Source organism: Vibrio sp. CCUG 15886 (assembly GCF_028570825.1).
GTDB lineage: Bacteria > Pseudomonadota > Gammaproteobacteria > Enterobacterales > Vibrionaceae > Vibrio > Vibrio vulnificus_B.
On the sequence record NZ_JAQQBT010000003.1, the window covers coordinates 142,986 to 156,758 of the forward strand.

At 47.2% G+C, this 13,773-nt stretch carries 13 protein-coding genes; 12 read left to right on the top strand and 1 reads right to left on the bottom strand.

What is annotated here, in order from left to right; all coding sequences use genetic code 11:
- The first annotated feature begins 160 nt into the window (after positions 1-160).
- The 8 genes from ribA to PQQ36_RS09235 all read left to right on the top strand — a co-directional run bounded on the left by ribA (position 161) and on the right by PQQ36_RS09235 (position 8,826).
- Complete coding sequence (gene ribA / locus PQQ36_RS09200) at positions 161-757, top strand: GTP cyclohydrolase II (RefSeq protein WP_011080106.1); 597 nt, start codon at positions 161-163, stop codon at positions 755-757.
- A 170-nt stretch (positions 758-927) separates the two neighbouring features.
- Positions 928-2,190, top strand: coding sequence for an imelysin family protein (locus PQQ36_RS09205; RefSeq protein WP_273660974.1), 1,263 nt, complete (start codon positions 928-930; stop codon positions 2,188-2,190).
- 72 nt (positions 2,191-2,262) lie between these two features.
- Complete coding sequence (locus tag PQQ36_RS09210; RefSeq protein ID WP_045596567.1) at positions 2,263-3,642, top strand: di-heme oxidoreductase family protein; 1,380 nt, start codon at positions 2,263-2,265, stop codon at positions 3,640-3,642.
- Positions 3,643-3,651: 9 nt separating this feature from the next.
- The gene (locus PQQ36_RS09215; protein ID WP_045624052.1) at positions 3,652-4,677 is read left to right on the top strand and encodes an imelysin family protein; all 1,026 of its coding nucleotides are present in this window, start codon (positions 3,652-3,654) and stop codon (positions 4,675-4,677) included.
- A complete protein-coding gene (locus PQQ36_RS09220) occupies positions 4,658-5,752 on the top strand; it encodes a DUF1513 domain-containing protein (protein ID WP_225485533.1) in 1,095 nt (364 codons plus the stop codon). Before PQQ36_RS09215 ends, PQQ36_RS09220 begins: the two co-directional genes overlap by 20 nt.
- A gap of 82 nt (positions 5,753-5,834) precedes the next feature.
- Positions 5,835-7,391 (top strand): L,D-transpeptidase family protein, encoded by a 1,557-nt coding sequence (locus PQQ36_RS09225; RefSeq protein ID WP_273660975.1) that lies wholly within the window; start codon positions 5,835-5,837, stop codon positions 7,389-7,391.
- A 163-nt stretch (positions 7,392-7,554) separates the two neighbouring features.
- Positions 7,555-8,100, top strand: coding sequence for a YcbK family protein (locus tag PQQ36_RS09230; RefSeq protein WP_026130720.1), 546 nt, complete (start codon positions 7,555-7,557; stop codon positions 8,098-8,100).
- Positions 8,101-8,169: 69 nt separating this feature from the next.
- Positions 8,170-8,826, top strand: a complete 657-nt coding sequence (locus PQQ36_RS09235) for an MBL fold metallo-hydrolase (protein ID WP_013572043.1) — start codon at positions 8,170-8,172, stop codon at positions 8,824-8,826.
- Positions 8,827-8,884: 58 nt separating this feature from the next.
- Here PQQ36_RS09235 and PQQ36_RS09240 read toward each other — a convergent pair whose 3' ends face one another.
- A complete protein-coding gene (locus tag PQQ36_RS09240; RefSeq protein ID WP_108653953.1) occupies positions 8,885-9,553 on the bottom strand; it encodes a DUF2982 domain-containing protein in 669 nt (222 codons plus the stop codon).
- A 249-nt stretch (positions 9,554-9,802) separates the two neighbouring features.
- On the opposite strand from PQQ36_RS09240, the gene PQQ36_RS09245 reads away from it, so the two are divergent.
- The 4 genes from PQQ36_RS09245 to PQQ36_RS09260 all read left to right on the top strand — a co-directional run bounded on the left by PQQ36_RS09245 (position 9,803) and on the right by PQQ36_RS09260 (position 13,697).
- Entirely contained in the window at positions 9,803-10,201 is a 399-nt protein-coding gene (locus PQQ36_RS09245; protein WP_011080776.1) for a hypothetical protein, read from the top strand.
- A 446-nt stretch (positions 10,202-10,647) separates the two neighbouring features.
- Entirely contained in the window at positions 10,648-11,736 is a 1,089-nt protein-coding gene (locus PQQ36_RS09250; RefSeq protein WP_011080108.1) for a TRAP transporter substrate-binding protein, read from the top strand.
- 124 nt (positions 11,737-11,860) lie between these two features.
- Positions 11,861-12,400: a TRAP transporter small permease subunit gene (locus PQQ36_RS09255; RefSeq protein WP_011080109.1), complete on the top strand. Its 540-nt coding sequence runs from the start codon at positions 11,861-11,863 to the stop codon at positions 12,398-12,400.
- A gap of 10 nt (positions 12,401-12,410) precedes the next feature.
- Complete coding sequence (locus PQQ36_RS09260) at positions 12,411-13,697, top strand: TRAP transporter large permease (protein WP_026130721.1); 1,287 nt, start codon at positions 12,411-12,413, stop codon at positions 13,695-13,697.
- Positions 13,698-13,773: the final 76 nt, after the last annotated feature.

The window sequence follows — 13,773 nt, forward strand, 5'->3', positions numbered from 1 at the left end:
ACTGTTGCACTCAAGCATTATTGTTATAATATAACAAAACTCATTTGTGATCCGATGATTGAAAATTGGAGTATCAACCCCCATAGTTGCAATACAGATGAGAAACATCATGTACAAAAGAGTCGTTAGATTAGACGTAACCAATCAAGTGAGTAGAGATATGGCGGAAGTTCGAGCCAGAGTCGATTTTAAAGTCGGTGCAAAAAGTAATATTGATGCGGAAATTCTTTCATTTCGTGGTTTGAAGACCGACAAAGAGCATGTGGCAGTCATCTTTAAATCGGCAGATGTGACTCAAGAAGTCCCCCTAGTTCGAATGCATTCTGAATGCCTCACTGGGGATGTGTTCCATTCATCTCGCTGTGACTGTGGCGAGCAGTTGGAAGAGACGATCAATCGTATGGGTGAGTCTGGCGGCATCATTCTTTATCTTCGCCAAGAAGGTCGCGGGATCGGCCTTTACAACAAAATCGATGCTTACCGTTTGCAAAGCGAAGGGATGAATACTTACGAGGCCAATAACCATCTTGGCTTTGATGACGATCTTCGTGACTTTACGGAAGCGGCACAAATGCTTGAAGCGCTAGGGATCAAACAGATTCGATTAGTGACCAACAATCCTAAGAAGATTCGTGAACTAAGTGAGTACGGGATAGAGATTGTTGAAGTGGTCAACACTTCTGCTCACATCAAAGAAGGCAATGAAAGCTACTTAAAGGCGAAAGTCTCTCATGGTAAGCACCATTTAAAAGTGTAATGCGAAGTTGCTTAGCAATAATTGATAAAAAGCTCCACAGTTGTGGAGCTTTTTTTGTTTGTCACTTGCAAAAAAATTGTAACTTTGTATTATCTGGCGACTAAAAGCGCAAATAAGAATAATTAGCACTACGAATAGCAAGTAAGAAATGCTCAACAAGGATGCTTCAGATGAATGCAAAAACTCTATTAGTCCAGTCTTTAGCAGTGACAACACTGTTTGCCAGTGGTCACCTGCTTGCCGCGAATGTTACCAATCAGCAAGTTGTCGAGCATTATGTCGACGTTGCCCACGCTGTTTTTGCGGATTCATTGACAACCGCACAACAACTTGAAAAGAAAGTTGAACAGTTTTTGTCTGCGCCTTCAGCGGCAAAGTTAGAAGAGGTTAAGCAGGCGTGGCTAGATGCTCGAGTGCCTTATCAACAATCTGAAGTATTCCGTTTCGGTAATACCGTTGTGGATGATTGGGAAGGGCAGTTGAATGCTTGGCCATTAGACGAAGGTTTGATCGATTATGTTTCAACCGACTACCAATATGAGCTGGGTAACGAAGGGGCGAAAGCCAATATCGTTGCGAACACAACGCTGAAAATCGGCGCGTCTCAACTGGATGTTTCCGTGATTACACCTGAGTTGATCGCAGAGCTCAACGAAGTCGGTGGCTCTGAAGCTAACGTGGCTTCTGGCTATCACGCCATTGAGTTTTTACTTTGGGGTCAAGATCTTAACGGTACAAATGCTGGTGCTGGTCAACGTGCTTACACGGATTTTGTTGTGGGTTCGCAATGCACCAATGGTCACTGTGATCGCCGTGGCGCCTATCTAAAAGCGGCGGCTCAGCTCCTCGTAACGGATCTTGAGTGGATGGAAAAACAATGGTCTGCGCAAGAGAAAGGTAACTACCGTCAAGAATTGCTTGCTCAGTCGGCTGAAAATGGTTTGCGTAAAATGCTGTTTGGCATGGGCTCGCTTTCGCTTGGTGAATTGGCCGGTGAGCGTATGAAAGTGGCACTAGAAGCAAACTCGACAGAGGATGAGCACGATTGTTTCTCGGACAACACTCATAACTCACACTACTACAACGAGCAAGGTATCTATAACGTTTACACCGGTATCTACAAACGTGTTGATGGCTCACTGCTCACAGGACCAAGCCTACATGATTTGGTGGCACAACAAGATAAAAATGCGGCCAAAGAGATCCAAGCGCAGTTTGATACCACTCGTGCGCAAGTAGGCAAGTTAGTCACATCTGCGGAAAAGCAAAATCAACATTTTGACCAACTGATCGCAGCGGGTAATGCGCAAGGCAATGCGCTAGTGAACGAAACCATCATGTCATTGGTGGCGCAAACTTCCGCGATCGAACGTGCGGCTAAGATTGTTGGCATCGACAGTCTGAATCCAGACACCGCGGATCACGAATTCTAATAATTATTATCATATTTAGAGGGCTCATTAGAGCCCTTTTGCTGTTTATGCAGTTTAGTAGGAAGCAATTCAATGAAGCCGTACTTGCTCAGCACTCTCATCGTGCTCTCTTCAACCGCATTTGCCAACGACCTTAAATCTGGTGGTGACACCAGCGTTAAAAAAGAGGGTCCAAATGCTTTTTCATTACCAGCAGCCAATCTTCCAATGAGCAAAAGATTGGACTTTAGTGTAGGCAACAGTTTTTTCCGCAACCCTTGGGTGTCTGCACCGGCCTCAACGGATGCACGTGATGGTCTTGGTCCACTGTTTAACACGAATGGTTGTCAAAACTGCCACATTAAAGATGGTCGGGGGCATCCTCCTGAAAAAGGGGATAGTCATGCCGTATCAATGCTGGTGCGCTTGAGCATTCCAGCACTCACGGCGGAGCAGAAAAAAGCGGTGATCACCAGTGGTGTCATTCCTGAACCGACTTACGGTGGTCAGTTGCAAGATTTTGCTCTTCAAGACCAAAAACCGGAAGGGCAAATCAGCATCCGTTACAGCGATGTACCTGTTACATTCAGTGATGGGACGACGGTGGTGTTGCGTAAGCCGACGGTAGAGATCCGTGATCTGGCTTATGGAGAGATGCATCCACAAACCTTGCTTTCTGCTCGTGTCGCACCTCCAATGATCGGTCTTGGTCTGCTTGAATCGATAGCCGAAGAAACCCTGTTGCAGTGGGCAGATGAAGACGATCTCAATCAAGACGGTATCTCAGGAAAACTCAATAAAGTGTGGGATGTGCAAACTCAATCCCTCGCAATTGGTCGTTTTGGTTGGAAAGCGGGGCAGCCAACCTTAATGCAACAAAACGCGGCGGCGTTTAATGGCGACCTTGGCTTAACCAGCCATCTCTTCCCGCAAGAAAACTGCACCGATAGACAAGATCTCTGTCGCAAGTTGCCCAATGGTGGCTCGCCAGAGGTGAGTGACAACATTTTGGATTTTGTTGAGTTCTATTCTCAGCATTTAGCGGTGCCGATTCGTCGCAACGTCAATGATCCGCAGGTCAAGCTCGGCGAGACGCTGTTCGTTCAATCTGGCTGTGAGAGTTGTCATAAGCAGACGGTGAAAACCGCCAAACGTGAGGCATTGCCTGCATTGTCAGAACAAACCATTCATCCCTATACTGATTTATTGTTGCACGACATGGGGCCAGGTTTGGCAGACAATCGACCAGAATACCTAGCCAATGGTCAAGAGTGGCGAACACCACCGTTGTGGGGCATTGGTTATACGCAAGAAGTGAATGATCACACTTATTTTTTACACGATGGAAGAGCACGAAATCTGATGGAAGCGGTGCTTTGGCATGGCGGTGAAGCGGAAGCAGCCAAGCAAAACGTGTTGAAGATGTCAGCAAAAGAGCGCGATGCGTTGATCGCTTTCCTCAATTCGCTATAGGGAGTGGCAATGAAAACCATACACATTTCACTTGCAATGGGCGCGGCGCTGCTCTTCGTCGGTTGCCAATCAACAACAGACTCGCACAAGGTTTCACAACATCGTAGCGACGCGGTTTTCCATATCGAACGAGCGGCGGCAGCCACTTTGGCTCAAGAAACTACAGAACTTGTTAGCGCGTTTGTGCATTACTGCCAGCTACCAGAGGCGGGCATGGACACCGTCAAGAAACAGTGGCACCGCAGTATGTTGAGCTGGATGGCGTTGCAAGGTCAAGAGCGCGGACCTGCAGCGGCGCTTGAGCAAAGCTGGAACGTACAATTTTGGCCAGATAAAAAGAACACCACAGGACGTAAGATGTCCGCGTTGATTCAGCAGAACAAAACATGGAAAGCAGATGACATCGCGGTACAAAGTGTGACAGTTCAAGGTCTTGGTGCGATTGAATGGCTACTTTATGATGAAAGTTCAGATCTCAGTCGAAATGCTCAAACTTGCCAAACTGGGGTCGCGATTAGCCGTCATCTCAATCAAAACACGCAACGTATTTCAGATGCATGGTCAAGTAACCCTTGGGCATCGCTCAATGAGAAAGAGTGGCACTCAGAGTACATTTCACTGCTGTCAAACCAATTGGAATATGCGATGAAAAAGCTGAGCCGTCCGTTAGCCAATATTGGTCAACCTCGCCCCTATTTTTCTGAATCATGGCGCTCTCAAACCTCCCTTTCCAATCTAAAAGCGAACGTGGAAGCATTAAAAGCGCTTTATTTAGCCAATGGAGAGGGGCTAGACGCTACATTGAGGGGAATGGATAAAGCAGAGTTGGCAGATCGAGTGGTGAATCAGTTTGATGTCACTTTAGCGACTTGGCCTGAGCAAAAGAGCTTGTTTGCAGCATTGCAAGACAAAGAAGGCTATCGAATGGCGTTGACTCAGTTACGCAAACTGGAGCAGTTAAAGTACCTCATCCACGATGAAGTGGCGGTCGAGTTAGGTGTCGTTATAGGATTCAATGCAACCGATGGTGACTAACGAACAACGACGAGCTTTATTAAAAGCTGCACTGTTTGGCGTGAGTGCACCGCTCATGCCTTTTGGCTGTGCATCAACCAATAAAGATGCGAGACAAGCTGAACCCGCATTGGTGGGATGCGCGATTCGTGGACGTAACCAATATACAGCGGTAGTGGCTGATCAATATGGCCGACCACTACAGCAGTTGCCGCTTCCTGAGCGTGGTCATGGTGTCGCCACCAATGCGCAAGGACATGCGACGGTATTTGCACGTCGTCCGGGTAGTTTCTTCATGGTGTTTGATTATCACTCAGGAGAAACCATCCATCTGCAAAGTGCGCATCCCGAAAGGCATTTTTATGGCCACGGCGTCTACTCTCATGCCGGGGATTACCTCTTTGCCACCGAGGGAGAGCGAAGTACAAGCCGAGGTATCATCGGTGTGTACGATGTCCGCAACCGTTATAAAAAAGTCGCGGAGCTCAGCGGATTTGGCATTGGCCCTCATGAGGTGATCATGATGCCTGATGGTGTGTTGGCCATTGGTGTTGGCGGCGTTCATACCCATGGTCGAGCACCATTGAATCTGGACACTATGCGACCATCGTTAAGTTACCTTTCACAACAAGGGAAACTGTTAGAGCAAGTCGCTTTATCGGATCCTAAGCTAAGCATTCGGCATCTCGCCCACGATGGTGCGGAAACGGTGTTGTGTGGCCAGCAGTATCGAGGTGAGCCGGATGAGTATCCATCGCTGCTGGCGATGCACACTCGTGGGGGGGAGATGATGTCATTACGTGCTGAACCAGAGCAGTGGGCACGTTTTAATCATTACATCGCCAGCATTGCGGCAACATCCGATTGGATTTTGGCCACCTCACCACCAGGCAACTGCTATGGTATCTGGTCAAAAGCTAGTGGAGAATTGGTGGAATTAGCTGCATTGCCTGATGCCTCAGGCGTGGTGGTTTACCAAGATCAGTTTCGCGTGAGTTCTGGGGCCGGAAAAGTGATCACCACATCGGTCCAGATGGGCAGTTCTGAGATTCAATCGAATATTCAATGGGATAATCACTGGTCAAAATTATTGTGAGTGACTTCGCTTAAAATCACACCTCTGTTCTTTGGGAAATTTGCCATACTTATTGAGTGGATTGAGTTCTCAAGGAGCAGAGATGCGGTGGCAACGAGTGTTACTTCTGATAGGCATTTTCTTCTCTAGTCCTACTTGGTCGCTGACCGGATTAGAAGAGAAGCAGTGGTTGGACGGGAACTCCGCCGTGTTTGCCTATGTCCAGTTTCCTGAGCATGTTGAGCGCTTGTATCAAGGCAATCATCATCGACTCATTTGGTCTGATAATGAAGCGACCTCGCAACTTGAATTCCAGCTAGAACTGATCAAAACCGCGTCTGTCAGCCCCTATTTCGACTACCAAATCAGTAAACTGAGACGCTATAAAAACGAGCAAAAATGGTTTGAGTATGACATTGTTGCCACCGACCTACTGCTTTCCTACATCAGCTACTTGGAAAAACTTCCCCAACATGGCAAAGAGTGGCTCTTTACACAGCCGTTAAGCCAAAGTTTGCCCGCACCTTCTTATTCATCAATGAATCGTTTATCTGCAGATATTCAGGCTGGGTATTTAGCAACGTTTGTCCGCTCATTGCGTTCGCCGTTGCAACGCCATCAGCAGTTTGCCAATCGTTATAGTCGTTTACTAAAGGCGCGAGATCACGCTGTGCCGCTTTTTCATCAGGTAGGTTTATTGAAGCTGGGGGATAAACTGCCCGATAGGGCCAATTTGATCAAACGTTTAGAAGTGGTGGGTCTTGAAACCAGCCATTTGAAACGGGATATCAAATACTACGACACGCAGCTTGAGTTGGCGGTGAAACAATTTCAAAAAATGCACGGGCTGACGCAAGACGGCGTTGTCGGGCCTATTACCTTAAAATGGCTCAACATGACCCCCGCTCAGCGGCTGCACTCGATGGCGTTGAACTCTGAGCGCTCGAGACTTTGGCCAGAAGAACGAGATCTGCTGGTCTTGGTCAATGTGCCAGGCTATGAGATGAAGTTTTGGTATAAGGGCGAGGAGATCTTTGAATCCAAAGTGGTAGTTGGCAGAAAGAGCCGAAAAACGCCGATTATGGTGGGCAAGATGGATGGGGTGGTGCTAAATCCCGTATGGAACGTGCCGAAAACCATTATGGTCAAAGATATTTTGCCCAAAGTGAAATATGACCAAAGCTTCTTAACCAAACAAAATATTGAAATTGTTGAAGGGTGGGACTCGCAAACCGCGGTGAATCCACAAACCATTGATTGGACAAAGGTGTCACTCAAATCCTTCCCATACAAGATGCGTCAACTGGCTGGAGATAAAAACGCGTTAGGGCTGTACAAATTTAATATTCCCAATAAGCGTGCGATCTTTTTGCACGACACTCCGTCGAAAAGTTTGTTCCAAGAAGACAGCCGAGCGTTCAGCTCTGGGTGTGTGCGGGTTCAAAATGCCGATCAGTTTGCGCTGCAATTGCTGAAAACCCAAGGGCTGGAGGAAGAGCTCTCCAATTTAGCGACTCGGCAAGAAGCCAACACTATTATCCCCCTCAAGCGTCGTATTCCCGTCCATATCATCTATCAGACAGTGTGGTTTGAAGGGGAAGAGCTGAACTATCGCGATGATATCTATCAGTACGATCTCGTGGATGATCACAAAGGCTGAAAATTGAACAAAAATTTACATAAGAAAAAAAGATTGTTTACTCAATAACTAATCACTCTTTTAGCGAAGTTTGCCCTATTTGGGCGCGTTTTATGCATTTGACGTGAAAAATACCTTCCGATAAGGTTCGCTGCTGAAGTAATTTTAAGTGGTGACTTTATTCATGTCTGATCAATATTCTCGACGACAATTTTTACGTATGACCGGTGGGGGTTTATTGCTGGCGTCAGCCATGCCGAAACTTGCGATGGCGTCGTATCCTGATCAGCCTCGTACTCTTGCGCTCAACAATCTACACACTGGTGAGTTACTTGAAACGTGCTATTTCGACGGTTCGACTTATCTGATTGAAGAGTTGGCGCGTATTGATAAGATTTGCCGAGATTTCCGCCAAAACGAAGTGCACCCCATGGATCGCCGTTTGTTTGATCACCTGACTCAAATTCAAAAACTGATTGGTACAGAAAACGAAGTCCAAATCATTTCAGGCTACCGATCGCCACAAACCAACGCCGCGCTGCGCGCTAAATCCTCTGGTGTGGCGAAGAAAAGCTACCATATGCTTGGACGGGCCATCGACTTTCGCCTTGATGGCGTGAAGCTTTCAACAGTGCGTGATGCCGCTTTAAGTCTCGAAGCGGGTGGGGTCGGCTACTATCCGGGCAGTAATTTTGTTCATATCGACACGGGTCCGGTTCGCTCTTGGTGATGGCTCACCTTGTTTTTCGACGCTTCCGGTGTCATAGTTTCGCCCAGTTCGAAATTGACCGAGGTTGCTATGGCACTTAAATATCAGATTGTTCCCGTTACTCCATTTGCACAAAACTGTTCGATTGTTTGGTGTGATGACACCATGAAAGGTATCGTCATCGACCCTGGTGGTGATGAAAAGCAACTTGCCGTGATCATCAAAGAATTGGGTGTGGAAGTGGTCAATTTGGTATTAACCCATGGTCATTTGGATCACGTTGGCGGAACCGAGCGTCTGGCTGAAATGCTTGATGGTATCGAGATTGTTGGTCCTCATAAGGCAGACAACTTTTGGCTACAAGGTCTGGAAGGACAAAGTCAAATGTTTGGCTTTCCGTTGACAGAGGCGTTTGAACCAAACCAATGGCTCAATGATGGTGACGAAGTGCGTTTTGGCAATCAAGTGCTGCAAGTGCTTCATACACCTGGGCATACTCCTGGTCACGTGGTGTTGTACAGTGAAGAAGCGCGTCGTGCGTTTGTCGGGGATGTGCTATTTAATGGCAGCATTGGCCGAACGGATTTCCCTCAAGGCGATTTCAATACGCTGATTGCGTCAATCAAGAATAAGCTATGGCCGCTGGGCAATGATGTCACCTTTATCCCAGGTCATGGCCCTGAATCGACATTCGGGCACGAGCGTCGTACCAATCCATTCGTGGCTGACGAAATGCCACTGTACTAACGGTTTTTATCGTGTAAGCCAGCTAAGGAGACAACTCGTCGTGTTTCTTTGGTTGGCTTTATTGATCGGGCTCCGCCGCCGCCAAGTAGCGCCTTGCTAGGCCAACAAACTCTTCTGCTTCTCTATCCAAATCTTGCGCTGAAATAAAAATATCGTAATCGAAAAAACGCCTTTGATATTTCATGCGATTTGCCAGCATCGCCTGTAAACCCGTGTGCTCTTTGCCTTGCTCATCAATATACGGCTGGGGATCCAATACCATCTCTTCAAATTGGCTTTCGCACTGATGTTGTCGCGCACCGAGGTAAAGCAGTGCGCGTTGACTGAGCAGAATTTCCGTCGAAACGCGAGGGCAGATCGCCATCAAATAGGGTGAGTAGTGCACCAGTTTGATGCCAATCCACGGCAAAGGCTGATGCCACCCTTCCGATTCATAGGTACAAATGCCAATTTTTTCGATGTTCTTCCATTTTACAACCCAACCACCTTGAAAGAGATGTTGCTGGAAGTGTGTGGGCGTGAGGGTATAGGCGACAGTGCTGCGTTGTATCAGGTAGACACCAAACAACGCAATGGTGATGAGCAGGCCAACAGAGAGCAGCGCTTGCGGCCAGCTTGGAGACAGCAACAGGAGCAAAGCGCCGACAATCGCAAATACCACCATCAGCCCTTTAACAAAGACTGAGTTGGCAAGCTGATAGCGGTTTGACAACTGGAGAGTTTGCATTGTGTTCCTCAACTCGTTTTGAGCCGTTAGCGCCACGCAGCGGAATGACGCGAACGATAACGACGTTTTACGTTTGGATACCCAATTAAGTTCATTATCTTATTGATTAAAGAATAGTCTCTCTCCGTTCATAACGCATTTTTCGCCACTGTTCACTGCTTAAGCCTACAAATCGAGCTGAAATTTTGGTATAAAACGCGCTTCAAATTTTCATCCCTGCTGATAAGCAGTGAACTGGAGACACATTTAATGAGACTTGCTCATAAGCGTAAAGTGCAGATGAAACTGCAAAAACGCATTAAAGCAGCTGTAGCGAATTTGGCTGCTGCATCAAATACAGTTAAGCCAGCTGCAGAAAAAACCGTTATCTCTAAGTCAGTGGCTGAGAAAAAAGTCGTTGCGACCAAAGTGGCTGCTTCATCTGCAGTAAACACAGAGATTTCTCTGACGCCTAAGCAGCAACAAGTGCTGGATATCGTTGCCGCCAACGCGGAAGGCATTAACCCGAAAAGCATCGGCCTTGCAGCGGGTCAAGAAGATGCCAAAGCGGCTTCTTGGGCAACAGGTGCACTGAAAAAATTGCTTGAAGATAACCTAGTGCAGAAAGAGCAGCTTGCAGGTAACAAGGTGATCTACAAGTTGGCGTAATGCGCTGATTCGCCTAGGCGGTTTGTCATCGAGTGTGACGAAAACTCAAGTAAGAAGCCCCCAATTGATTGGGGGTTTTTTCTGCCTGTCATCTTTCTCTGACCTTATTTTGAAGCATCATTTGGTTTGGGGTGCCTACATGTTTGTATCGAATTCATCACATTTTAGATAAAGCTTGTTAAATATCTTTGCTGATACTACCTACGTAGTTCCTCTCTCTTTGGTATGCAATGTTCAAAATTAAAATCTTATAAAAACAATCTAATAATAGATCCTAGGTCAATATCCTACGTGTTTATACGTATTCATGTGAGACAGAGTAGGTTGCCACTTGCTTTTCCCTTGCGTGTTCCTGCCGATTAACAAAGTGCGTTTTTTGTTTCATGTTTAACATGAATTTCCAATGTCAATTGATCCGACATGAATAAAAACAAAGGACGTGAAACATGAGTCTTATCCAAAGAACGATAAAACGAGTGCTAAAAACGACGGCGGTTGCGGCCGCGCTCGCTTTAGTGGCTACCACTGCAAACGCTGCTGATAAAGTCTATCGCTTAAAACTGGCAGAAACTTGGGGGCCAAACTTCCCAATTTTCGGTGATGCTACGAAAAATATGGCCAAAATGGCGGAAGAAATGTCAAACGGTCGTTTGCAAATCCGTATCGACTCTGCCAACAAGCACAAAGCGCCACTCGGCGTATTTGATATGGTGAAATCGGGTCAATACGATCTTGGTCACTCGGCGTCTTACTACTGGAAAGGCAAAGTGCCGAACACGCTTTACTTCACCTCTATGCCTTTTGGCATGCTACCAGCGGAGCAGTACGCGTGGTTCTACCAAGGCGGTGGGATGGAGTTGATGGAGAAGGTGTATGCACCGCATAACCTGCTGTCGTTCCCAGGTGGTAATACCGATACCCAGATGGGCGGCTGGTTCCAAAAAGAGATCAACTCGGTCGATGACTTACAAGGCCTGAAAATGCGTATTCCGGGTTTTGCCGGTGAAATTCTAGCTGAACTTGGAGCAAAACCAACCAACATTGCCCCTGGTGAGCTTTATACCTCGCTTGAGCGCCGTACCATCGATGCGTTGGAATGGGTTGGCCCGTCACTTGACCTGCGTATGGGCTTCCACAAAATTGCCCCTTACTACTACACCGGTTGGCATGAGCCAGGCACAGAACTCCAATTCTTGGTGAACAAACGCACTTGGGATGGTCTGCCTGATGATCTGAAAGCGATTTTAAAAGTCGCAATGAAGACCGCGGCTTATGACATGTATGTTCAATCTGTGCATGAAAGTGGTAAGAACTGGGCATCGATTAAATCGGAATACCCGAATGTTCAGGTGAAAGATTTCCCTGCGTCGGTGATGACAGCGCTTCGCACTGCGAATGACAAATTATTGAAAGAACATGCCGCGCAAGATGCGTTGGCAAAAGAAATCCAAGAGTCTCAGGCGGCTTATATCAAGCAAGTTCGCCCATGGACCGATATTTCTGCCCGTGCTTATCTCAATAGCCAAGCACAGTAAGAAATTCGTCAGTTCCCCCTGACGAGAAGCCCAAGAAAGCTCGAACCGTAAGGTGAAGAGCACACCAAAAAGCTCCGCTGGTACTGCCAAGCGGAGCATCTTTCAAAGTTCCATGGAGTAGGGAATGAGAAATTTAATTTACATTGAACGTCTCTTTAACCGCTTTGGCGATCTTCTAGGATGGCTTTCCAGCGTGCTGTTTATTTTGCTGCTGGCCAACGTTGTCTACGATGTTGTCATGCGCTATGTGTTCAATGACGTATCCATCGCCTTCCAAGAAATGGAGTGGCATCTATTCTCAGCGGTCTTTTTGCTCGGTATTCCTTTTGCGCTGAAGTCGGGTGGTCATGTTCGCGTTGACCTTTTCTATGAGCGCTTATCGCATCGCGCGCAGGCTATTATCGACTTGCTAGGCACGATCTTTTTTCTATTTCCATTCTGTTTGCTGGTGGCTTGGTTCGGTATCGATTTTGCCAAAGAAAGCTACGCCTTAGGAGAAACATCGGGTGATCCCGGTGGTTTGCCTTATCGTTGGGTGATTAAGGCGATCATTCCACTTTCCTTCCTCTTCATGGCAATAAGTGGTGTCGGCCTGCTTCTTCATTCACTCAATAAAATCGTTAACCCGCATCTTATGCATCAATCTCCATCAGATAAGTCGTAAGGAAATCAGGATGATCGGTATAGTAATGTTTTTTGTAGCCTTGTTTGCGCTACTGCTTGGTTTCCCTGTGGCATTTACCTTTGGTGGTATTGCGCTGTTGTTTGGCGTATGGGCAGAAGGGATTGAAATGTTTGCCTTCATGCCGTATCGCATTCAATCCATCATGGAAAATACGGTGTTGATGGCGGTGCCTCTGTTTGTCTTCATGGGCTTGGTACTGCAGAAAACCCGTCTTGCAGAGCAGTTGCTTGAATCTATGGGCAAGCTGTTTGGCAGTGTGCGTGGTGGTTTGGCGATTTCAACCGTGCTGGTGGGCGCGCTTCTGGCTGCCTCAACCGGCGTTGTGGGCGCTTCTGTAGTAGCGATGGGATTGATCTCATTGCCAGTCATGTTGAAGTACAACTACGACAAAGGGCTAGCGTGCGGCACCATTTGTGCGTCCGGCACCTTAGGGCAAATTATTCCGCCTTCGATTGTCTTGATCCTATTGGGTGATGTGCTCGGCGTGCCAGTAGGCGATCTGTTCCAAGCGGCAGTGTGGCCGGGAATTGTGCTCGTGGGCGTGTATGTTATCTATATTTTGATTTATGCAAAACTAAATCCAGAAGCGGCTCAGCCGATGGAGCGCGATGATACCATCAGCCGCAAGCAAGAAGTTGTCAAAGCGTTGAAAGCGGTGATCCCGCCTTTGGCTTTGATTGTGGTGGTGCTTGGTTCCATCTTTGCCGGTGTAGCAACACCCACCGAGTCTGCTGCGTTAGGTGGCGCGGGTGCGATTGTGCTGGCCATTCTGTACAAGCAATTTAGCTGGGGCATGGTATACGATTCAGCCAAAGAAACCGTCAAAGTCACCGCAATGGTGTTTGCTATATTGCTAGGGGCGACGGCATTCTCTATGGCCTTTACCTACACCGGTGGCGACGAGCTGGTGGAAGAGTGGATGCTGGCTATCCCAGGTGATAAATGGGGCTTCCTCATTATCACGATGTTGGTGATTTTGATCCTCGGTTTCTTCATCGATTTCGTTGAAATCTGCTTCATTATTGTGCCAATTCTTGCGCCTGTGGCTGAAATTTTGGGTATCAACATGACGTGGTTTGCGATTTTGATTGCGATGAACTTGCAGACATCGTTCTTGACGCCGCCCTTTGGCTTTAGCCTTTTCTACCTCAAAGGGGTCGCTCCAGCGGGCGTGACCACCCGAGATATTTATCGCGGTGTGATGCCATTTATCGGCTTACAAATACTGGTGCTAGCGTCACTGCTGGTGTTCCCATCTTTTTATGGCATGGGTTAGATCGCTAATTTGCTGGATTTGTGAACCAAAAGTTTCAATATTGGTGCCGTAGTTGATAGAGTAAAACTGCTTCCAA